Origin of the sequence: Rummeliibacillus suwonensis (assembly GCF_007896435.1) — a bacterium.
GTDB lineage: Bacteria > Bacillota > Bacilli > Bacillales_A > Planococcaceae > Rummeliibacillus > Rummeliibacillus suwonensis.
The window spans coordinates 754,276-778,440 of the sequence record NZ_VCBL01000001.1 but is presented as its reverse complement, the minus strand read 5'-3'; the positions used below and the strand labels follow the sequence as shown (position 1 = coordinate 778,440).

Sequence of the window (24,165 nt, the reverse complement as noted above, 5' to 3'; positions counted from 1 at the left end):
ATAACATCATCTACGGATCTATTTAGGTATGAAAATGCAAAGAGCGATGACTATATTCGCCTTTAATCTCAAACGAATTATGACTATTATTCAAAATTAAAGTTTATTTTCTACGCTCTGTTAAATGTTGGCTATTAAATATAATTAATAGGAAATCGCTATAACAATGGTTTCCTATTTTCATTTAACATTAACAACTGCCCATTATTCAAAGTTTATCCATATTAATACCAAAAAGACTTATCAAATTAAAACCAATCTTTTACATAAGCAACTAAACCTAATAACGCACCTAACCCCAAACCAATAAAAACAGGCAATACGAAACTTGACTTCTTTAGTATCTCATTAGATTCACTCATTGGAATCCCTCCTCTGTAAACAATTGTCTATTAACTATACGAAAAGAACAGGAAAAGGTTTCATATTACTGTTATATATTTCCTCTACTAATTATGCTTTTCAAACAAAGTTTCATTACTAGATATTTGACAATGCGTTATCTACATCAAATATTCCTAATCTTCTTGTGGACAAAAAAACTACCCCCAACAATTTTAGTTAGAAGGTAGTTAATCACTAAGTTTTATTTGAATTTGTAGAAGCGAAAGAAAGCAAATGGTTTATACTCATTCTTTCCACTTAATGCATTGTTCTTTTTCTATTCAAAAATAATCTTATTTACTGTTTCACGGTCTAATTTTTTAATAACTTCAATCACTAATTTGACGGTGTTTTCAAAGTCATCGCGGTGCAAAATTCCTGCATGAGAGTGAATATAGCGTGTTGCGATACCAATGGAAAGAGCCGGTACACCATTTGCTGTTAAATGAATGGAGCCCGCATCTGTGCCGCCACCTGGGATGGACTCGAATTGGTATGGGATATTATTTTCTTCTGCTATATCCACAACAAAATCGCGTAAACCTTTATGGGCTACCATTGAACCATCATAAACGATAATTTGTGGCCCAGCACCCATTTTACTATTGGATTCTTTTGAGGTGATTCCCGGTGTGTCACCAGCAATCCCTACATCTACTGCAAAACCAATGTCAGGTTGGATCTTATTGGCCGCTGTTTTGGAGCCACGAAGACCCACTTCTTCTTGAACAACACCACAGCCATACACAATATTCGGATGGCTGACATCTTTCAATCCTTTTAAAACTTCGATGGCAATGGCACAACCAATACGATTATCCCAAGCTTTTGCAAGTAGATGTTTGTCGTTTTTCATCACTGTAAATTCAAAGTATGGTGCCACCATATCGCCAGGACTTACTCCCCAGCTTTCTGCTTCTTCTTTGGAAGCTGCACCAATATCGATAAACATATCTTTTATTTCATATGATTGTTTACGAGCAGCAGCAGGCAAAATATGTGGCGGCTTCGAACCGATGACACCAACAATCGTTTCGCCAGAGCGTGTGACGACTTGCACACGTTGCGCAAGCATTACTTGTGACCACCAGCCACCAATTGTCTGGAATTTCAAGAAGCCTTGATCATCGATTTTGGTCACCATAAAACCTACTTCGTCTAAGTGACCTGCTACCATGATTTTAGGACCATTTAGATCACCTACTTTTTTGGCAATCACTGCACCTAAGTTATCACTTTCCACTTGATCTGCGTAGGGTGTTATATATTTTTTCATCACCTCACGAGATTCTTTTTCATTACCAGCAATAGCTCTTGCATCCGTTAAATCTTTTAACATGGTTAATGTTTCATCTAATCGAGCCATTATTTCGTCCCCCTAAATATTCTTTCCTCACCCATTATAATCCTGATAGATCATAAAGTGAAACTTTAATCAGTGGGGATTTTCTTCATCCCCACTGAACTAGAGGAACTCAGGTTAAAAGCGTCACGTCGTATGGCAACACCTGAGTAGCCAGCATCTTGCCCGCCCGAACCAATCGGGCGCATGCGGCAGTTGATCTCCCACCTAACTTCTTTGCTTTCGCTGAATTTTGAGGTGGGGGTATTACTGCCCGTTCATGCGGGATCAATTCAAAAAAATAATATTTAGAATTTACCGGATGAACCAAAACCTTCAACAGAACGAACCGAATCAGAAACTGCATCTACTTGTTCTACATTTACTTGAAGTACTGGAGCTATAACCATTTGTGCAATTCTCATATGCTTTTCCACTAAGAAATCTTTTTTACCATGATTAATTAATATGACTCTTATTTCCCCACGATAACCTTCATCAACAGTTCCCGGGCTATTTAGTACTGTGATCGAATGCTTTAATGCGAGTCCGCTTCTTGGACGTACCTGTGCCTCTGTACCTTTTGGCAGTTCAATCACGATCCCTGTTGGAATCAATGCAGATTCCCCTGCTTTGATGACTTGTTCCTCCACTGCGTATAAATCTAATCCTGCATCACCTGGATTTGCTCGAAATGGCAATTTTGCATCTTTATGAATAAGTTGTACTTTTAATGTGAAATCCATCGTTTTACCTACCTTTTTTGTAATCAATATTTCCTCCTTCTTATCGTATCTAAAAAAGAGATGATTGAAAAGATTAATACATACAAATATAAAAAAACATATGGAGAATCCTCTTCTCCATATGCTAAATGGGATAAAGTGAAATTTCCATCAGTGGGGTTTTCTTCATCCCCCACTGATGGTTAAGTTGAACCAATCGGACTTTTACGGGCAGTTGATCCCCCATCTATCTTTCTCGTTTCGCTCTAAATCTTGAGATGCGGTCTTACTGCCCGTTAAAGCGGGATCAATTTTTTGTTTAGTTCTTATTTCGCTACCACATAATTCTTGTTTGCTGTAATATAATTCCCATTTGATAATTTCAATCGTGGTGTTCCACCTGAAGAGAATGAAATCGATTTTACAGTATATGTTTTACCTTTTGACAATGCACTTTTTCGTGTAGCACTTGACATATTAGGGCTACTATATTGATAGACGCTTCTTTTCAGTTGAACCTTTCCTGGATTGACATAAATATAATTGGCAATGGATGATGTCACTGCTCTAACAAAATCTTTACTTGCTGTAATATAATATCCATTTGATAATTTTAATCGTGGTGTTCCACCTGAAGAATAAGCAAGATCCTTAATACTCAATACTGTATTTTTCTTTACACCAGTCACTCTACTATCCAAGTCCGCATTGTTATATGCATATAAGCCTGATTTAACTAGAACCTTACTTGGTTTTTTTGTGTAATATTGATTGATTTTAGACGTCACTTTTACAACATAATCAAGATTAGCTGTCATATACGTACCATTCGTTAGTTTAAGTCTTGGTGTACCAGCACTTGTTTTTACAATTCCAGCAACTTTTACTAAAGTATTCTTTGCCATTGCTTTCCCTTTTGTCGCACTTGTAAAACTTGTTGAAGAGTATTGATTCACTTGTACTTTAGTAGCAACTGTTCCTGGATTAGTTGTGTAATATCTTGGTTTACTTGCAGGTGTGACACTACTTGTTCCAGTCAAATAGCTTAAGCTCACCTTTGAATTTAGACGATTTAGGTCAACATATGTACTAATGCCTGCTACTCTACCTTGATCCGTATATTGCCATAAATCATAAGGATAGGCAGGGGCAGCGGTACTATTGTTATATCGTGGGATCCAAACAAAATCGAATTTAGAAGTATCTAAATTTAATGAAGTGTATAAGTGATGGGCTACATAAAGTCCAATTTTCTTATTGGTTTTTGTTCGTAATTGTTTTACGTATGAATTAATAATTGTTCGCATGCTTTCGCCAGATTTACTTGTGTTTTCTTCAACATCCAGCACATAAAATTTCGTACCCTTGCTTGCGCGATTATAAAAATTATTGGCTTCTGTTTTTGCATCACTTGAAGATTCAGCTAAACTATATGCATAAACGCCAAATGGTACTTCGTATTTTTTTGCACCAGCTTCATATGTTTTATGCATTGGATCTTCAAACGTACTGCCGTACTGTGTTCGAATGATGACTAAATCTAACACTTTACTTGCCTGTGCCCAATCGACATCTTTTTGGTAATATGAGATATCTGCAATGATAGGTTCTGAGGAAGCTGTTTTTAATAAACTCTGAGTCTTCATAATCGTTGTTGGAGCTGTTTCCCATTTTTCTGTATGATCAGGGTTTGCAGGTGCAGGCTCTTCTGCTGATGCAGTATGTACAGTGATAAGACAAATAACCATCATACAAACTACAGCTGCTAAATTCCGAATAACTTTCACTATTTTCGTCTCCTTCTATGTATTTTAATTCGAACAAAATACTTAACGATATAAGTCTTTGCCAACTATAGAATACCAAACTATTAAGGGAAAATATAAAACATATTACCTTCAAATGCATTACAAAAGTTACATTTCTTTTAAAATTCTTTAACTTTATGCTATTTTTATTAGAAAATAAGTTGAAACTTCTCACAAGGGAAGTTTCTTTATCCCCATTGTAGTCGAACCAATTGTGTTTTTTAAGGACAATTAATTCACTGGTCCTTCTCTCGAAATAGGTCTTACCGTCTGTTCATGCGACATAAAAAGCACAAATTTCTTCCTCAAAAATCTGTGCTCATTGATACTTAGTATGCTATTAAATAACTTTTATTGGCAGTAATAAATCGACCATTTGTAAGTTGTAAACGTGGAGTTCCACCTGATGTATAAGTAATTCCTTTAATATTTAATACTTTTCCTTTTAGAAGGAGCGAACCTTTTGCCGATTTTGTCAAAGAAATATTGCTATATTGATAAATACTCTTCTTTAATTTTACATAGCTTGGTTTCGTTACTACATAATTTTTATATTTTGTTGTCAACGCATTTACATACGATTTGTTCGCTGTTACATAGCTACCTGAAACGGTTTTGAATCTTGGAACTCCCGTTGATGTGTATTCTATATCTCGAACGGTCAAAATTGTGTTCTTTTTTACCTTACCAAGCATTGTAGAATTATTGAATGTTGTGGAAGAATAAGCACCTACTGTTGTTTTTAAAATGATGAAAGAAGGTTTCACTGTATAATAAGATGCCATATTAGCTATACACTTGATCGCAACTCTTTTGTCTGCTGTGATATATTGCCCGTTTGCCAACTTTAAAACCATTTTGCCTTGTGTGTTCTTTATAAGGTCAACGGTTTCAAATACTTGTCCCTTTTTCAAAGTATTGGTTTTAGTAGATTCACTTAAACTACTGCTACTATATTGGTTTGTATTTGAACTTAATATAATATGCTTAGGATTTGAAGTGTGATATTCAATGTGTACACTTGCCGGTTCTGTTTCAGATGCATTATCGTTTGATTGTCCTTCATTAAAATGTTGATCTGGATCAACTGTATACTGATCATTTGTTGATGTTACATTCGCTAAAAACTGATTTAGTGTAAGATTTGGATTTAATCGGTTCAAATCGACATTTGTATTGATCCCATCGATTCGCCCTTTATCTGTATATTGCCATAAATCATAAGAAAAATCTGGTTTCGTCGTACTATATCGAGGAATCCAGACAAAATCTGCCTTCGTCGTATCTAGATTAAAACTTTTGTATAAATGATGTGCTATATATAATCCGATTTTCTTATCTGTTTTTGTGCGAAGTTGCTTCATATAGGCATTTGTAATCGTTCGCATACTTTCGCCAGATGTGCTTGTATTTTTTTCAACATCGATCACATAAAATAATGCATTCTTATCGGCACGGTTATAAAAATTATTCGCCTCTGTTTTCGCATCACTTGAAGATTCAGCTAAACTGAACGCATATACGCCAAAAGGAACCCCATACTTCTTTGCCTCTGTCTCATTTTTCTTATGATATGTATCTTCTTCTGTACTACCATGTTGTGTACGTATAATGGCTAGATCCAATTTTTTACTAGCTTTTGCCCAATTTATGTCTCCTTGCCATTTTGAAATATCAGCAATAATAGGAGAAGATCCCATCAATCTTAATTTTTGACTCGTTGTATCTACGATAATAGGGGTTGTTTCCCATTTTGTAGTGCTATCTGGGTTGGCAGGAGCAAATTCTTCTGCTTGTGCACGCTGCACACCAATTGCACATACAACTAAGGCAGCAAAAATCGCTACTAACAACTTTACATTTCTCATGTTGCCATCTCCTTTTTTAATGTATCTATAGACTTAGTACTTTATTATAGAATAACAAATTTTTAATAGGTATAAAGAATCATAAATTAAAAAATGAGAAAATGTAAAATTTTTGTCGCATTCTTAAATCTTCTACTAGGAGCCTATAAAAACTCGAACACTTAAATCTATTCACAATCTTTTCTTACATAGATATGGATATTCAATAAAGTGAAGCTTCCATCAGTGGGAATTTTCTTCATCCCCCACTAAACTAGAAGAACTAAGGTTAAAAGCGCCACGCCCTGTGCAACACCTGAGTGACCAACATCTTGTTGGTCTGAACCAATCGGGCTTTTAAGGGCAGTCCGTCTCCCATCTAACTTTCTCGTTTCTCTCCAAATCTTGAGATGGGGGCTTATTTACCCGTTAAATCGGGATAAAAAAAGCAGCCAGAAAATTTTTCTGGCCACTTGAACTTTTGCTATGATTTTCATTGTATCCTTAAGCGTCTAATTCAACTTTTAATTGTTGTGCTGGACCGAAGAATTCAAAGTGAATTTGAGATTCCTTAAAGCCAATTGCATATAAATGATTGATCATTGCTTCCATAAATTCAGATGGACCACAAACATAAACATCATTTTCAAGACTTACATTTTCCTTTAAAAATTCCTTCGTGACATAACCCACTTCATCAGTATTGATTGTAATGTAGCTAGCATTTGGCATTTTTTCTAAGTTAGCAGCAATTTCTTGATCAAATACATGCAATTTGGCTGTACGTGTACTGTGAATGAACGTTACAGGTCTATTTGCATCTAGTGAAGCTAAAGTATCAAACATAGCCATTAATGGCGTAATACCAACACCACCTGCGATAAAGGTTACAGGTGCTTTAGATGCAATGTCTAGTTGAAATTCTCCCGCTGGTGCACTCACTTCAATGCGATCTCCCACTTTTGCTTGATCATGCAAGTAAACCGATACTTTACCTGCCGGATCATGTAAATCTTCTCGTTTTACAGAAATACGAAATGCTTCTTTATTGGCAGCTCTTGATAAACTATATTGACGACAGTGAGTGAATTTTTCGTTAGGGATCTCAACTTTTAGCGTAATATATTGTCCTGGTTTATAATCTGGTAAAGCTTTGCCATCCACTGGTTTTAAATAGAAAGAAGTGATCTCTTCATTTTCTACTACTTTCTCAACAATTTCAAACTCTTTGAAGAATCTCCATCCCCCTTTTTGGCTTTCAGCTTCCGTATACATATCTTCTTCTGTTGACATAAAGATATCGGCAATGACACCATATGCTTCCTTCCAAGCATTGATAATATTGTCTGTGGCAGCATCACCAAGAACTTCTTTTATAGCTCCAAGTAAAAATTCCCCTACGATTGGGTAATGTTCAGGTTTAACACCCAAACTACGGTGCTTTTGTGCAATTTGCTGCACGACTGGCAAAATTTCGCCGAGATTTTCAATATGAACTGCTGCTGCATAAACTGTGTTCGCTAATGCTGCTTGTTGACGACCCTTTACTTGGTTTGCATGGTTGAAAATATTTAATAACTCTGGGTGTGCTGCAAACATGTTTTTATAGAAAGTTTTGGTGATTTCTGTTCCATGCACTTCTAGTACTGGTGCAGTAGATTTTACAATATCCATTGTTTGTTGTGATAACATCATGAACACTCCTTTTCTTTTATAATTCAAAGCTACACCCATATATCCTTTAAAGCAATATTTTATATACATCTTTAACGAAAAAGACATATTTTAAATACATCTTTTAAAAATAACAGGGTTTTTACTTTACATGGTATAATAGACATAGAAATGGTGGTGTATTGGATGCGATTAACTTTATATACCGATTATTCTTTACGTGTCCTGCTTTTTCTCGGTGCAATGGATCCCGAAAAGCTAGCCACGATTAAAGAAATATCGGACACATATGGAATTTCGAAAAATCATTTAATGAAAGTAACCCATGAGCTTGGTAAACTTGGATATATTGAAACAATACGTGGTCGTGGTGGCGGTATACGTCTTGCCATGAACCCTAAAAATATTGTTATAGGGGAAGTGATTCGACAAACAGAGGAAGATTTCTACCTAGTAGACTGTTTCAATCCTGAATCTGTTGGCTGCATCATTTCTCCCGTCTGTCAGTTGAAGGGCGTGCTAAATAAAGCACTTCACGCTTATTTAGCTGTTTTAGATGAATATACTTTAAACGATCTGTTAGATTCAAAAGAGAAGATGGCTGCATTACTATTTAACGACAAGTAATTGCGCGATTAAGAAATGGATTTCTACTGAATAACAGTTCTATGTCATAAGTTGGTGTAGGATTTAGAAGAACCTTACGAATGCAATTTTGGTGTTTAGGGCATGCCCCTTCACTTTTATACGATAAGTAGTTATCTGTTATAAAACTATTTATCGTTTATCTCCCTTAACATTTAGTATAGAAAAAATAATTTAGAATAGAAAAAACACGAATGTTGATTGAACAACATTCGTGTTTTTTACTGTTACAAATTTCATCCCAAAAGAGACTTTAAGACCAAACCCTGGGTATACTTATAACCATCCATATCCGTGTAAACACTGGAATTTCTGTTAAAAGCTAAAGCGCGCTTCGATTCAGATTCTCTAATGTCGAGAATCTGAACAAGCACTCCTTCTTTTAAAACTATTTAGCGATGGCTTTTTTAGCAACATCTGCTAATTGTGCAAATGCAGCTGCATCATTTACTGCAAGATCAGCTAACATTTTACGGTTAACTTCGATTTCAGCAATTTTTAAACCGTGCATTAAACGGCTATAAGAAAGACCATTAATACGAGCAGCGGCGTTAATACGTGTAATCCATAATTTACGGAAATCACGTTTCTTTTGACGACGGTCACGATATGCATATTGACCTGATTTCATCACTGCTTGGTTAGCAACTTTATATAATGTGTGTTTAGAGCCAAAGTAACCTTTAGCTAATTTTAAAACTTTTTTGCGACGTGCGCGTGTTACAGTACCGCCTTTTACGCGTGGCATACTAATTACCTCCTGCTATTCAATTACATGAATATATTATTTTTTTCGAAATTATTTAATGTTTGAAAGTAAAGATTTGATACGTTTGTAGTCACTTGGAGAGACAATATTTGCTTTACGTAAGTGACGTTTTGCTTTTGTAGATTTGTTTGCAAATAAGTGGCTACCAAAAGCACGGTCATATTTTAATTTACCAGTACCCGTTTTTTTGAAACGTTTAGCTGCGCCACGGTGAGTTTTCATTTTTGGCATTTCGAATTCCTCCTAAACTGTTCGACTAAAACTTATTTTTTTTCGTTCTTAGGTTGTAATACTAAGAACATGCTTCTGCCTTCCATTTTCGGTTTTTGTTCAACCGTTGCATATTCTGCACAAGCTTCTGCAAAGCGGTCTAATACTTTTTGACCGATTTCTTTGTGTGTAATCGCACGACCTTTGAACCGAATGGATGCTTTTACTTTGTCCCCTTTTTCTAGGAACTTGATCCCGTTACGCAATTTCGTTTGGAAATCATGTTCATCGATAGTAGGACTTAGTCTTACTTCTTTCATCACGATCACTTTTTGATTTTTGCGTACTTCGCGATCTTTCTTTTGTTGCTCGAATTTAAATTTACCATAGTCCATGATACGAGCGACTGGTGGCTTGGCTTGAGGAGCCACAAGGACAAGATCCAAATTTGCACGTTCTGCAATTGTTAAGGCTTCATTGCGTGATTTTACTCCAAGTTGATCTCCATTATGGTCGATTACACGAAGTTCACGAGCGCGAATACCTTCGTTTACATACATGTCTTTGCTAATAACAATCCACCTCCGAGTAGTGTCGCGAATACATGGTTTGGGCTAGTTGCCCGATGATGATCGGTACGGGTATTTCGATGTCCACTAAAAAAGGGCGGACACTGTCGAAATGTCCGCCCGCAAGATATATGCACACGCCGAAATGCGTGATCCGTTCTTCTATCATGTAACCTGCCAACACTAATGGCTTAGATTGATCAGGTGAGAAGCGGGCAGCCTCTACTTCAACCACAAACTTGTATTCATAACCTTTTATACTTTACCACGTTCTGTACATATAGTCAACATATTTTCAAAACTATAGCCAATATATATGTTCTACCTTAAACAAATCATTTTATGGACAACTTTTTGCCTTTAAAATACGAGCATTCTTCTATTTAACTTCTGACTTATTCAAGATAACAAATATATTCTAAGCCTTGTATTTAAATCCTTCAAATAATTACATTAGAAGAATCCTTGTGCCTTGCGATCATAGCTTACAAGCAAACATTTTGTTTGTTGATAAAGATCTAACACCATTTTATGTGTTTCGCGTCCAATACCTGATTGTTTGTAACCACCAAATGCAGCCCCAGCTACATATTGATGATACGTATTTGTCCAAACACGGCCTGCTTGAATAGCGCGACCAGCACGATATGCCAGATCACCAGAACGTGTCCAAACACCAGCACCTAAGCCATATACTGTATCATTTGCAATTTTAATGGCCTCATCATAGTCTTTAAAAGTTGTTACTGAAAGGACAGGGCCAAAGATTTCTTCTTGGAAAATCCGCATATCATTTGTACCTTTAAATACTGTAGGTTGGATATAATTACCTTCAGCAAATTCACCATCTAAACGATTGGCGTCACCACCGATTAATACTTCCGCGCCTTCTTCTTTCCCAATTTGTAGGTAAGATAAAATTTTACGTTGCTGTGCTGTTGAAGCTTGTGCCCCCATCATGACTTCTGTATCTAGAGGATTGCCGATTTTAATAGCTTTTACACGTTCTAAAGCTTTTTCAATAAATCGATCATAAATAGATTCTTGAATCAATGCACGTGAAGGGCATGAACAAATTTCACCAGAATTTAATGCGAATAATGCAAAACCTTCAAGTGCTTTATCTAAAAATTCATCATCTTTATCCATGATATCTTCAAAGAAAACATTTGGTGATTTCCCGCCAAGTTCAAGGGTTACAGGGATAATATTTTCAGTGGCATATTGCATAATTTGACGACCAACAGCTGTCGAACCTGTAAATGCGATTTTAGAAATACGCGGATTTGTTGCAAGTGCTTCTCCAATTTCAGCCCCAGGACCATTGACAATATTTAAGATACCTTTTGGTAGCAAATCTTGAATTATTTCGATTAATACAAGAATAGAAATAGGTGTTTGAGAAGCTGGCTTTAATACGATACAGTTACCAGCAGCGAGGGCTGGTGCAATCTTCCACGCCGCCATTAGAATTGGAAAATTCCATGGAATAATTTGTCCAACAACACCTAGAGGCTCTTGGAAATGATAAGCAACGGTATCATGATCAATTTGAGTAGTTCTTCCTTCTTGAGCACGAATAGCAGCGGCAAAATAACGGAAATGGTCAATTGCCAAAGGAATATCAGCATTTAAAGTTTCACGTACTGCTTTCCCATTGTCCCAAGTTTCCGCAACTGCTAATTTTTCTAAGTTTTCTTCTAAACGATCTGCAATTTTGTTTAATAATTTTGCACGTTCAGCAGGAGATGTTGTTCCCCAAGTATCTTTTGCTGCATGGGCCGCATCTAAAGCTAATTCAATATCTTCTGTAGTTGACTTTGCAACTGTTGTATATTTTTCTCCAGTAACTGGCGTAGTAACAGCTGCATAATTTCCTTTTACAGGTGCGATCCATTCACCACCAATAAAGTTATCGTAACGTTCTTTGAAATGAATGACAGCACCTGCTGTATTTGGATTTGCATAAATCATTCTAAAACCCCTTCTTTCAATGAAATTACAAAACAGATTTACTATTTTGTTTTCCTTCATCATGAACCTTTTTCCCTAAAAGTACAATAGTAATCTATGATATTTTTCTGTGATTACAAAAGTTTGTGAAATACACATATATACTAAGAAAATTATTGATATAAAGAGAATATTTTTTCATTTTATATTTATAAATAATCAATAAATAATAAGATAATATGTTGTTTTATGAATATTTTTAGAACATTTTCGAGATTATTTAGCATATTCAATTAAAAAATATAGTATTTTTAGTTTGTGAAATATTTAACAAATGCCATGTGAAAAATTACACAAATACTTGTGAAATATTTCACGATTATTTGTGAAAATCATCACATATTCTTGTGAATATTTTCACGTTTGAATGAGTATCTTTTAATACTTTTTCTTTATAAATAAAATTTTTATGCAAAACCTAGAAATTATTCAAACACAAAAAAAGCCGAGGATTTTTCCCCGACTTTTCTATAGATATCTACTATCCCTTATGAGCAACGTCTTCTCGAATAGCCTTTAAAAATTCTTCAAATGATACTGTTTCAGAATCTTTTGAGCCATAACGACGTACATTTACACTACCCGCTTCTAATTCTTTATCTCCAATAACAAGCATATAAGGAATTTTCTTCATTTGTGCTTCACGGATTTTGTAACCAAGTTTTTCATCGCGGTAATCCATTTCTACTCGGAAACCTGCTGCTTGCAGTTTTTCTTGAACATCTTTTGCATAGTCAAAGTGAGCATCATTTGATACAGGGATGACTTGTACTTGAACAGGTGCTAACCATGTTGGGAAGGCTCCTTTGTATTCCTCGATCAAGAATGCTACAAAACGTTCCATCGTTGATACAACACCACGGTGAATAACAACTGGGCGATGTTGCTTACCATCTTCACCTACATAGCCAAGATCAAAACGTTCTGGTAATAAGAAGTCTAATTGAACAGTAGATAATGTTTCTTGTTTACCGATGGCAGTTTTTACTTGAACATCTAGTTTTGGACCATAGAATGCTGCTTCACCTTCAGCTTCATAATAATCTAAGCCGAGATCATCCATAGCCTCTTTTAACATACTTTGCGCTTTTTCCCACATAGCATCATCATCAAAATATTTTTCAGTATCCTCTGGATCACGATAAGAAAGACGGAATTCATAGTCGTTTAAATCAAAGTCTTTATACACATCTAGGATCAACTCAACGACTCTTTTGAATTCTTCTTTGATTTGGTCTGGGCGGACAAATATATGGGCATCATTTAAAGTCATACCACGAACACGTTGTAAGCCAGAAACAGCGCCACTCATTTCATAACGATGCATTGTACCAAGTTCTGCAACTCGGTATGGTAGGTCACGGTATGAACGCATTGCTGATTTGTAGACCATCATGTGATGAGGGCAGTTCATTGGACGAAGTACTAGTGTTTCGTTATCCATTTCCATTGGAGGGAACATATCCTCTTGATAGTGATCCCAGTGTCCAGAAGTTACATAGAGCTCTTTAGATCCCAATACTGGCGTATAAACATGCTTGTAACCAAGTGACACTTCCTTATCGACGATATAACGTTCAATGGTGCGACGGATTGTAGCACCATTTGGCAACCATAGAGGTAACCCTTGACCTACTAATTTGTTGGTAGTGAATAATTCAAGTTCCTTCCCGATTTTACGGTGATCTCTTTCTTTTGCCTCTTCCAGCATTTGAAGATGGGCTTTTAATTCATCTTTCGTGAAGAATGCTGTACCGTAAATACGTTGTAACATTTTGTTATCTGAGTTGCCTCTCCAATAAGCACCAGCGATTGACAACAATTTAAATTCTTTAATTTTGCCTGTTGAAGGTACATGTACACCACGGCAAAGATCGAAGAAATCACCTTGTTCATAAATTGAAACTTGTTCATCTTCTGGAATGGCTTCAAGAAGCTCTAATTTATATTCATCGTCAATTTCTTCAAAACGTTTTTTCGCTTCTGCACGAGATACATCATGACGAACGATTTCAATATTTTCTGCAACGATTTTTTTCATTTCTTTTTCGATGCGTGGGAAATCTTCTGAAGTAATCGGTTCTGGAGAATCTATATCATAGTAAAAACCATCATCGATTACCGGACCCACACCTAATTTCACACCTGGGAATAAGCGTTTCACAGCCTGCGCTAAAAGATGTGCTGTGGAATGACGGATTACTTCAAGTGCTTCTTTATCTGCTGGTGTAATGATAGCAATGGAACCATCTTCTTCAAGAGGTGTTTTTGTATCAACTAGGATATCGTTGAACTTACCAACGATTGCTTTTTTGCGCAATCCTGGGCTGATGGATAATGCCACTGCATCAGTAGTGATACCTTTTTCAAACTCTTTTACTGAGCCATCTGGAAATGTTAATTTGATCATGTCTGCCATAATAATCTCTCCTTTTTTATATTCTAGAGCTCTGGGCCACAAGCTGGAGAAATTGTTTCATGCATAAATTTTACTTATTCAAAAAGTCCAATTTTCATGATGAGAACTTCGAGGATCACTCCAAACACCCGCAATTTAAGTGCTATACTCTCCTCTAAAACCGTCAATTGATGGGAAGCCGAAAAACACACTTCCGAATCAAATCTTCTCATAATTTTCGTTTTGGATATCTAAACAAGCTGCTATTAGCTAAATTTATGCATAAAAAAATCCCGTCCACAAAGGGACGAGATGATACTCGTGGTTCCACCCTTCTTCCTTCTAAACAAAGTTTGTGATAGCAAATTTGCTTAGACGAAGCTCTAGTTCGGCTAACGGGCCGCAACCGTCGACAATTACTGACATTCACTGTCGCTGCTCCAAGGCGGTAAACTTTATGCCGTTACTAAGAAGCTTTCAGCCAAGGCTTCTCTCTCTTTGAGTCGTGCAGAAAATTGTTGTCCTTTTCAAAGCATTTGTATTAGATTATGGTTGAAATTATATACTGAATTGTTTTGAAAATCAAGCTTCAATTGAGTCCTGCTTCATCAGCATAGAAAAAGTCAATCTGTTTGATACAGCCTTCTATTTTCGCCGATCATTTCAACATCTGTTGTCAACGCCTTGATTCGCTCCATTATTCGAGCAGCTTTCAGGACATCTACCTCGCCTTTTTGAGTCGTCGCGAAATGATTCTCAAGCTGATCATAATTATAATTAGACGTAATAAAAACTGGCAGTCCTTCATTCATCCGATATTGTAGGATTGTACCGATAATTTCATCTCTTGTCCAAGCTGATAAATTTTCCGCCCCTAAATCATCCAACATGAGAACAGGTGCTTTCTTCACGAAATCAACTTTTTCTTGCAAAGATTGATCTTGGATAGAACTTTTTATTTCACTTAAAAAATCAGGGACATAAACCATCACAGTCTTAATCTCCATCGATGCAAGTTCATTGGCAATTGCACCTAGGACAAAGGATTTACCAACACCAAAGTTCCCATAGATATAGTATCCCGTCCTTGGTAAGTTTCCTGTATGACGGACATTTTGGATAAACAATTCAGCGAATGCACGAATGGCCTTTTTAGATTCATTGCTCGTATCTAAATCATTGATTTTAGCTTTTAATACATCCTTCGGCATATGCATACTAGAGATCATGGAAGCTGCTTTGCGACGTGCATCTTCCATTCTTTTTGTCTGACATGGAACGTATTCTACATCAATTTGTCCTCGAATGATCGTCAGTTTTGGGATAAAACCGTTGATCGCATTCTTACAAGTAGCAACAGATTCACATCGGCCACAATCATGCTGTTGATTGACGTATTCATAAAGCTTCCCTAAGCCTCTTTCAACCATTTCACGGCTGGCTAATTGATCATTTTCAGCTAGGAACTTTTGTACACCCTTATCTTCAAGGATCTCCTTTTGCATCTCATGAAAACGAGCTTGAAACTGAGAATCCATCAATTTTGTTAATCTACTGTTGATTGGCTCCATTCTATGAATCCACCTCCCCTTCATCCATACCTAGTTTTTTCATAATCTCTTGACGTTTTTTTTCATAATCTGTATGGCTATTATCTGATTGTCTTTCTTCCTTCTTCTTTTGCTGCTTTAGTTTATTTTCATAATACCAATTGGGCACATTTTGAGCCTTCGCATTTAGCTTTCCTTTTGGAACATTTTGCTTACGTGCTTTTTGAATTTGATAATCTCTTGCAAAGCTTAATGCTTGCTCTGCCGTTTGTATATTGTTTTTTTGCCAATTGGAAGCAATCGCTTGTAAAAATGCATTATTTAGATTTGCATTACTTACATAATAAGCATAATGAATCAAAACATTGACAACCGGTATTGGCATGTCATATTTCGCAGTGAAATCAAGCACCACTTTGACGTCCTTTTCAAAAGGTGTTTTTCCTTTTACGAGCATCGTCAATAAGTCAATTGGCTTCACACTATTCAATATAACCAGCAATTCTTTTTTTAACTGATCTGTATTTGTAAAATCAGCGTCAACAAACTGTGGCAACTGAAAAAAAATACCTGCCCCTGCTTTTAATAATTTATATTCTGTTGAATAATCTTTAGTTTCCATAGGAGCTTCTTCTTGTTTAGAATCACTGCCCTTTTGTTCTTCAAAATCCCTAGCTAGTTTCATCGCTTCCCTAGCCGTTTTCACACCTGTATTACGCCAGTGTGAAGCGATTGTTTCAACGTATTTTCGATTGAGCTTCCCGTGATTGCGTAAAAATACATAATGTATTAGTACGTTGACAACAGGCGTGGGGATGCCATATTGCATGACTAAATCTTCCACCAATTGACAATCATTTGGAAATGGCTCTTTGCCTCCCGCAACAGCTTTTAATATATCAATGGGAGAAGATTTCTCAAACCATCGAATCAGTTCAGCCTCCATTGGATCGATATCATCATCAACGATGGCTGTTTGTGTAAAGACTTCCTGACTTTGCTTCTCAATAACTATTTGCATGGTTGGCGGCTCTTTTGAAACCGTTAATTTATAATAATCGGCTGCTTCTTTTTTTAAACGTAAATCGCTTAAAACCATTTGTTCATCGAGTGCTAAAAGAATAATCTTTTGCATGTCGAGCGGTGTTAAATGATAAAGAAACGCTAACTTTGCAATAGTCGCCTTTGCTTCAGCAGTCAAGACAGAAGATGGTACAAGTTGTTCCGACAGGCCAACTCTTAATAGATTAAAATCAAAATCTTCATAGTTAAATGGCAATTTTTTTGGTTTTTCTTGCAATCCTGTAAGTTGTATTTCATCAGATGGCAAATTGTGTTGAACAGGTCGATAAACATCTGTGAATGTTCTAGAAACTTCCTGATAACCATGATTAGACAATCCTTTTGAAACAAAACGTTGCCGTAAATTACGATAAGCCGATTCCCCAATCTTACTATATAAAAACATAGATAAAAGAGGATCGTCGAAAAAAGTAGCGGCATCGAGTGGCGGCATCACATCATAGATAAAAGACCGCATTTCTTGTTGATCTTTACGCCATGTACGAAGTAAACCAATCGCTTCAAGTGCTATTCGTGATTCAAAAATTTTACCGATCGGCATATTCAATGCATTCATCAAATGATAATGCGACATTGTATTATCCTCTATATTTTCCCCCTCAGCCCATAATAAAAAATAAAGACTAACTGGTTCTGCTCCAACAAGTGGTTGATACAAGAGGGTTATCAATTTCCGATCATAGCTAGATAAAGGAAAAGGTACGCGAATGGAAAGACGATCTACAGATTGCAATTCGTTATGTAAATTCACCGACTAGTCCCTCCAAATATCGACTTATTACTCATTTTCATGTTCTTTGGATTGTCTTTCGATTAACTCTCTTAGTTCGTCGATAAAAACATTGATATCCTTAAATTGACGATAAACAGAAGCAAAACGTACATATGAAACTTCATCGATTTTAGAAAGTCGATCCATCACCATTTCTCCAACATCTTCTGATTTTACTTCTGCATTGCCAATACGTCGTAGATCTTGTTCGATGTTAAACACTAAATCCTCTAATATATCTAATGCGACAGGGCGCTTTTCACATGCACGTATCAGTCCACGAAGTACTTTTTCGTGACTAAATTCCTCACGCGATCCATCCTTTTTGATCACAATAAGCGGCATTTCTTCTACTTTCTCAAAAGTGGTAAAGCGAAAGCCACAAGATTCACATTCTCGGCGTCTACGAATTGCTTTGTTATCATCAACAGGTCTGCTATCAATGACTTTTGTTCCGTTATATTGACAAGCTGGACATTTCATAATTTTTCTCTCCTGATTTCGAAAACGTATTAGTTTATCTATTATAACAAAAAATAATGGTATAAATCGAAAAAAGTGTAGAAAATCCTCTTTACTCGAGGCTTTCCTACACAATATTGTCGATTTAGTAGAGAATTTCAAAATATCGAAGCTAGCTTGTCTGATAAAGTGAAACTTCCATCAGTGGGGTTTTCTTCATCCACACTGAACTAGAGGAACGGAAGTGAAAAGTACCACGTCCTGTGGCAACACCTGAGTGACAAATATCTCGTTGGCTCGAATCAATCGGGCGTATGTGGCAGTCGATTCCCCACCTATCTTTCTCGTTTTTCTCTAAATCTTGAGATGGGAATTTTACTACCTGTTAACGTGGAGAAAATTTTTCTAGGTGATGCTTGTCCTCCCTGTAGAAAGCATTCAAAACCAAAATGAAAGTAGAGAGAGCACGATTCAGTGAATCGCACTCTCTCTACTTTTTAGACATCCCCGACAATACCGAGGATTTTTTGTTGCTATTTAAATGGATTTTCCCTCATAAAAGTGAAACCTTTTACAAAAAGTAATGATTAAACATTCACTTCTTCTTTTAATTCAGAAACCACTTTTCTAGTTAAGTCTACGACACGTGCTGAGTAACCCCACTCGTTATCGTACCAAGCAAGTACTTTCACTTTATTGCCACCGATTGTCATTGTCGTAAGACCATCAATTGTTGCTGATGCAGGATTTGAATTGTAATCACGAGAAACAAGTGGTTCCATTGTGAAATCTAAAATGCCTTTTAATGAGCCTGCAGATGCTTTTATGAATGCATCATTTACTTCTTCAGCAGTTACATCGCGTTGTAAATCTACAACTAGATCGACTAAAGAAACATTTGGTGTAGGAACACGCAAAGCCAAACCATGTAATTTTCCTTGTAATTCAGGTAGTACAAGTGTTAACGCTTTCGCAGCACCTGTAGAAGTTGGGATAATGGATTCGGCACATGCACGAGCACGGCGTAAATCTTTATGTGGATTATCAATGTTTTTTTGGTCATTCGTATAAGAGTGAACGGTTGTCATCAAACCATTTACAATTCCAAATGTATCATTTAAAACCTTTGCAACTGGTGCAAGGCAGTTTGTTGTACAACTTGCATTTGAAATAATATCATGTTTTGAAAGATCTAATTGATCATCATTAACACCCATTACAATTGTGACATCTTCATTTTTTCCTGGTGCTGTTAAAATGACTTTTTTAGCACCTGCTTCAAGATGTAATGCTGCTTTGCTGCGTTCATTGAATTTACCAGTTGCTTCAATGACAACATCTACGCCCATTTCTTTCCAAGGTAAGTTTTGAGGATTACGATCATTCACAAGCTGCACACGTTTACCGTTCACAATGAGTGCATCTTCTTCCGCTTTTACTTCACCATCAAATTTACCATGTGTTGTATCATATTTTACCAAGTGAGCTAATGTCTCAGCTGGATAACTTGCATTTACCGCAACGATATTTAAATCATCTTGTAGAATCGCTTGACGGAACACCATACGTCCAATACGGCCAAATCCGTTAATAGCAATCGAAACTGTCATGAATAATATCCTCCCTGTTCACTATGAGTTATACTTAATTTGTATTATTCTCAAATAGTATAGCACATTTCCAAGAAAGTAAAACATAATATAAACTATATTTTAATATTTATATTTTCTAAATTTTTATTCAACAATCAATAACGCCCCACAAATTCAATATTTGCAACAATTGATCACGTGTATTTTCTAAATTCCCGTTATTGTAGATGACAGCGTCAGCCCCTTTTTCTTTTTCAGAAAGAGGAAGTTGTGAAGCAATTCTCGCTCTTGCTTCCTCTTCTGATAAGTGATTTCTTTCCATCAATCTTGCTAATTGTGTATCCTCGGACACAGAAACAACTAAAATCTTTTCTACAAAATGTTGTAAACGACTTTCGAAAAGCAATGGAATATCCATCACTACATGTTGTTCCCCTTTTTCAAGCCATTCATCCCTTTGTCGCAACATTTCTTTACGGATAGCGGGATGCATGATATCGTTCAATTCTTTTCTTTTGGACGGATTATGGAAAATAATATCCCCTAATTTTGCACGATTGAGTTCTCCATTGTCCTTCAGAATTTCTTTTCCAAACGATTCCACAATTTTTCCTAACGTTTCGGTTCCTGGTTCGACAACAACTCTCGCAACGATGTCAGCATCTACAATGGGAATACCCAATTCTTGAAACATCTTAGCTACTGTACTTTTACCACTGGCAATACTTCCAGTTAAACCAATAATCATTTTTCACTCACCTTTTAATGCTGGCAATTTGGACAGTACACAGAATTGCGTCCTGAAATTACCAATTGTTTTGTATTAGTATGACATATTGGGCACTCTTTCTTCCCATACATCTGTAAACGATCTTGCATACCACCTGCTTCGCCATTAATATTTCGATAATCAGAGATACTTGAACCACCCGCATGTATACTTTCCTTCAAAACTTCCACAATCGTATAAAACAACTCTATTTTTCTTTTAGCACTTATTCTTGAAAGTTTTCTTGCAGGATGAATTTTCATACGAAATAAAGATTCCGTCGCATAGATATTGCCACATCCGGCAATCACATGACTATCCATAATAACTTCTTTCACAGGCTTATTCATATACTTCGGCAATGTTGATTTAGTCAGAAAATGAGACAATGCTTCTTTTGAAAAGGGCTCCGGTGCTATTTCTAATAGTGGAGGATACTCATCGATTGAATGCAACAGCCGCATCTCACCAAAGCGTCGAATATCCGCATAGACAAGATATTCATCCTCATCAAAAGTGAATACAATATGTATATGCTTTTGAAATTTCCCCTCTGTTATTTCATTCAATGAATGAACATGGAACCATGCTCCTGTCATCCCCAAATGATTAACAAGAACATAGTTCAAATCATGATTTTCTAAATAAAAAAAGATATATTTCGAGCGTCGTTCGACTTCTTTAATCGTCATACTTTGCAATGTATTTGAAAATTTTTCAGGATTCATGTCCTTAATAATACATGCTTTTCCTTCTTTTATGGAGGTGCAAATTGTATTTGAAACCTGAACATGACGGATCACTTTTCCCGCCACAACAGGCTGAAGTGCACGCACAACTCCCTCTACTTCAGGCAATTCTGGCATACAATCACTCCCTTATTTCGTTTCATACCAAGTAGAACCTGATGCAAAATCTGCCTTTAATGGCACTTGTAATTTAATCGCATTCGCCATCACTTGAGGAACTATCTTTTCTAATATAGGGATTTCTTCTTCTGGCGCTTCAAAGATCAATTCATCATGAACTTGTAACAGCATTTTTGCTTGTAGCTGATGTTCTTCTAGCGCCTTTGCCATATCAATCATTGCTTTTTTAATGATATCAGCGGCACTCCCTTGTATTGGCGTATTCATCGCAGTCCTTTCCGCAAAACTGCGTAAATTAAAGTTTGAACTTTTTAAATCCGGTAAATAACGACGACGATTTAATATTGTTGTCACATATCCATTCTTTTTCGCTTCATCTACGATATTTTTCATATAAGCCTGAACACCAGGAAAGCTTTTAAAATAACGATCGATAAAATCAGCGGCTTCCTTACGGGTAATCTTTAAGTTTTGAGATAATCCATAATCACTGATTCCATAAACAATCCCAAAGTTAACGGCCTTTGCTGCCCGCCGCATGTTTGGTGTCACATCTTCTGCATTGACATGAAAAACATCCATTGCTGTTTTCATATGAATATCCATACCATGATTAAAGGCACTGATTAGATTATCGTCGTTAGACATATGAGCGAGCACACGCAATTCAATTTGAGAATAATCGGCAGCAAACATTTTCCACCCTTCATGAGAAGGAATAAAAGCTTGACGAATTTTACGTCCCTCTTCCAAACGTATTGGAATATTTTGTAGATTAGGATCTGTTGAGCTTAAACGACCAGTAGACGTTAATGCTTGTTGATAGTGTGTATGAATTTTATGATCATCCTCATGAATCACCTTCAACAAACCTTCAATATAAGTAGATTGCAATTTTCCGAGTTGACGATATTTTAAAATATGCTGAATAATCTCATGCGCTGGGGCTAATTTTTCTAAGACATCAGCAGCTGTAGAATAGCCTGTTTTTGTCTTTTTAATGACAGGCAGTCCCAGTTTTTCAAACAAAATAACACCTAATTGCTTTGGTGAATTGATGTTGAATTTCTCTCCTGCTATTTGGTATATATCCTCTTCAATGTCCTTTAGCTTAGCCGTTAGTTCTGCTCCCATCTCAACTAGACGATTACGATCCACCGCTACTCCTTCACTTTCCATTTGGCTAAGAATCGCAGCAAGCGGCAATTCAAGATTACGATATAATTCGTATTGTTCATTCTCTTTTAACTGCTTTTCAAGTTTGGGTTGAAGGCTAAAGACTGCCGTAGCTTTTCGACTTGCATGCTCTGCCACAACTTTTGTCTCAGGAATGGATTTTTTTGCACCTTTACCATAGACTACTTCATTTGGTTGGACATCGGTAAAACCAAATTCTTTAGCAACAATCGCTACATCATCTGAGGGCATCGCAGGATTCAAAATATATGCCGCCAATAAAAGATCGAATTCCACTCCTTTTAATCTGACACCACTCCGTAATAATGCAGCTTGAGTTGCTTTCGAATCAAATAAATATTTTTTCTGTGCATCATCTTCAAGCCATGCTATAAGCGCTTTGGATGCTAATGCTTTTTCAAAAGGAATATAATAGGCAATTTCTCCAGCTGTTAAGGCAATCCCAAATCTTTCACAAGTGTGATAATGTTCGTCTGCTAATTCAAGATGTACAGCCATTGGATTTGCTAATTGATCCTCAGAAAGATCATCAACAATCTTGAAATCTAAGTCTGCCGTTTCTTTTGCTTCCGATTCGAATTCACTTTTTTCAATTAAAGATTTGAAAGAGAGCTCTTGCCAGACAGCGAATAATGTTTCCATATCGGGGCCTTCATAGCTTAAATCATCGATCGCTATATCAATAGGTGCTTCACGATTGATCGTTGCCAATTGTTTGCTCATTTTTGCCTGTTCCTCATTATGAACAAGTTTTTCTTTTAGTTTTGCGCCACTCACTTCATCAATATGTTCATAAACTTCTTCAACTGTTGGGAATTGTTTTAATAATTTAATCGCTGTTTTTTCTCCAACACCAGGAACACCTGGGATATTATCAGATGAATCACCCATTAGTCCCTTCATATCGATAATTTGATGAGGGGTCAATCCATACTTTTCATGTACATGATCCGGTGTATAATGCTCAATATCTGTCATACCCTTACGAGTAATATAGACAGTTGTATTACTAGATGCCAGTTGGGTTAAGTCCTTATCACCTGAAACAATAACCACTTCAAGCCCTTGTTCATCTGCCTGTTTACTTAATGTGCCAATAATATCGTCTGCTTCATACATTTCCAATTCATATTGTTTAATACGATAAGCATCCAATAATTTTCGCAGATATGGAAATTGTTCTGATAATTCTGGCGGTGTTTTTTGTCGTCCACCTTTATATTCTGAATAGGTTGCATGTCGGAAAGTCGTTTTTCCAGCATCAAAGGCAACGAGCATTTTTGTTGGCTTTTCTTCTTCTAATATTTTTTGCAGCATCATTGTAAAGCCGTAGACGGAATTTGTATGAATCCCATGGTCATTCGTTAATAATGGAAGCGCAAAAAACGCTCGATACGCCAAACTATTACCATCTAATAAAAGTAATTTTTCACTTGTCATGTTGGCACACTCCTACTAAATAATTAAATCATTTATTTCTTAAATTC

At 36.4% G+C, this 24,165-nt stretch carries 18 protein-coding genes and 1 other annotated feature; of the genes, 1 reads left to right on the top strand and 17 read right to left on the bottom strand.

What is annotated here, in order from left to right; genetic code table 11:
* Positions 1-661: 661 nt before the first annotated feature.
* The 5 genes from FEU33_RS03590 to hmpA form a co-directional block, all read right to left on the bottom strand.
* Positions 662-1,750 carry a M42 family metallopeptidase gene (locus tag FEU33_RS03590; protein ID WP_146548052.1) on the bottom strand — a complete coding sequence of 363 codons (1,089 nt, stop codon included), beginning with the start codon at positions 1,748-1,750 and terminating at the stop codon, positions 662-664.
* A gap of 284 nt (positions 1,751-2,034) precedes the next feature.
* On the bottom strand, positions 2,035-2,472 hold the full coding sequence (gene dut / locus FEU33_RS03580; protein WP_146549892.1) for a dUTP diphosphatase: 438 nt from the start codon (positions 2,470-2,472) through the stop codon (positions 2,035-2,037).
* 305 nt (positions 2,473-2,777) lie between these two features.
* Positions 2,778-4,238, bottom strand: a complete 1,461-nt coding sequence (locus FEU33_RS03575) for a DUF5776 domain-containing protein (RefSeq protein WP_146548051.1) — start codon at positions 4,236-4,238, stop codon at positions 2,778-2,780.
* Positions 4,239-4,588: 350 nt separating this feature from the next.
* Positions 4,589-6,127 carry a DUF5776 domain-containing protein gene (locus FEU33_RS03570; protein ID WP_146548050.1) on the bottom strand — a complete coding sequence of 513 codons (1,539 nt, stop codon included), beginning with the start codon at positions 6,125-6,127 and terminating at the stop codon, positions 4,589-4,591.
* 483 nt (positions 6,128-6,610) lie between these two features.
* Positions 6,611-7,798: an NO-inducible flavohemoprotein gene (gene hmpA, locus FEU33_RS03565; RefSeq protein WP_146548049.1), complete on the bottom strand. Its 1,188-nt coding sequence runs from the start codon at positions 7,796-7,798 to the stop codon at positions 6,611-6,613.
* 168 nt (positions 7,799-7,966) lie between these two features.
* Between hmpA and FEU33_RS03560 the strand changes: the two genes are divergently transcribed.
* Entirely contained in the window at positions 7,967-8,407 is a 441-nt protein-coding gene (locus tag FEU33_RS03560; RefSeq protein ID WP_146548048.1) for an Rrf2 family transcriptional regulator, read from the top strand.
* 406 nt (positions 8,408-8,813) lie between these two features.
* Here the strand turns inward: FEU33_RS03560 and rplT are convergent, their stop codons facing one another.
* The 12 genes from rplT to polA form a co-directional block, all read right to left on the bottom strand.
* Complete coding sequence (rplT, locus tag FEU33_RS03555; RefSeq protein ID WP_146548047.1) at positions 8,814-9,173, bottom strand: 50S ribosomal protein L20; 360 nt, start codon at positions 9,171-9,173, stop codon at positions 8,814-8,816.
* Positions 9,174-9,224: 51 nt separating this feature from the next.
* The gene (gene rpmI, locus FEU33_RS03550; protein ID WP_146548046.1) at positions 9,225-9,425 is read right to left on the bottom strand and encodes a 50S ribosomal protein L35; all 201 of its coding nucleotides are present in this window, start codon (positions 9,423-9,425) and stop codon (positions 9,225-9,227) included.
* A 32-nt stretch (positions 9,426-9,457) separates the two neighbouring features.
* A complete protein-coding gene (gene infC / locus FEU33_RS03545; protein ID WP_146548045.1) occupies positions 9,458-9,964 on the bottom strand; it encodes a translation initiation factor IF-3 in 507 nt (168 codons plus the stop codon).
* 462 nt (positions 9,965-10,426) lie between these two features.
* Complete coding sequence (gene exaC, locus FEU33_RS03540; protein ID WP_146548044.1) at positions 10,427-11,947, bottom strand: acetaldehyde dehydrogenase ExaC; 1,521 nt, start codon at positions 11,945-11,947, stop codon at positions 10,427-10,429.
* Positions 11,948-12,467: 520 nt separating this feature from the next.
* Positions 12,468-14,405, bottom strand: a complete 1,938-nt coding sequence (gene thrS / locus FEU33_RS03535; RefSeq protein ID WP_146548043.1) for a threonine--tRNA ligase — start codon at positions 14,403-14,405, stop codon at positions 12,468-12,470.
* 279 nt (positions 14,406-14,684) lie between these two features.
* Positions 14,685-14,924: a binding site (T-box leader), on the bottom strand.
* Positions 14,925-15,007: 83 nt separating this feature from the next.
* Positions 15,008-15,955 carry a primosomal protein DnaI gene (dnaI, locus tag FEU33_RS03530; protein WP_146548042.1) on the bottom strand — a complete coding sequence of 316 codons (948 nt, stop codon included), beginning with the start codon at positions 15,953-15,955 and terminating at the stop codon, positions 15,008-15,010.
* 1 nt (position 15,956) lies between these two features.
* A complete protein-coding gene (locus FEU33_RS03525; RefSeq protein ID WP_146548041.1) occupies positions 15,957-17,768 on the bottom strand; it encodes a DnaD domain protein in 1,812 nt (603 codons plus the stop codon).
* Positions 17,769-17,795: 27 nt separating this feature from the next.
* Positions 17,796-18,272, bottom strand: coding sequence for a transcriptional regulator NrdR (gene nrdR, locus FEU33_RS03520; RefSeq protein ID WP_146548040.1), 477 nt, complete (start codon positions 18,270-18,272; stop codon positions 17,796-17,798).
* A 566-nt stretch (positions 18,273-18,838) separates the two neighbouring features.
* Complete coding sequence (locus tag FEU33_RS03515; protein WP_146548039.1) at positions 18,839-19,861, bottom strand: glyceraldehyde-3-phosphate dehydrogenase; 1,023 nt, start codon at positions 19,859-19,861, stop codon at positions 18,839-18,841.
* Between the two features lie 130 nt (positions 19,862-19,991).
* Complete coding sequence (gene coaE, locus FEU33_RS03510; RefSeq protein ID WP_146548038.1) at positions 19,992-20,591, bottom strand: dephospho-CoA kinase; 600 nt, start codon at positions 20,589-20,591, stop codon at positions 19,992-19,994.
* A 14-nt stretch (positions 20,592-20,605) separates the two neighbouring features.
* The gene (gene mutM / locus FEU33_RS03505; protein ID WP_146548037.1) at positions 20,606-21,478 is read right to left on the bottom strand and encodes a bifunctional DNA-formamidopyrimidine glycosylase/DNA-(apurinic or apyrimidinic site) lyase; all 873 of its coding nucleotides are present in this window, start codon (positions 21,476-21,478) and stop codon (positions 20,606-20,608) included.
* A gap of 12 nt (positions 21,479-21,490) precedes the next feature.
* Complete coding sequence (polA, locus tag FEU33_RS03500) at positions 21,491-24,118, bottom strand: DNA polymerase I (RefSeq protein WP_146548036.1); 2,628 nt, start codon at positions 24,116-24,118, stop codon at positions 21,491-21,493.
* Positions 24,119-24,165: the final 47 nt, after the last annotated feature.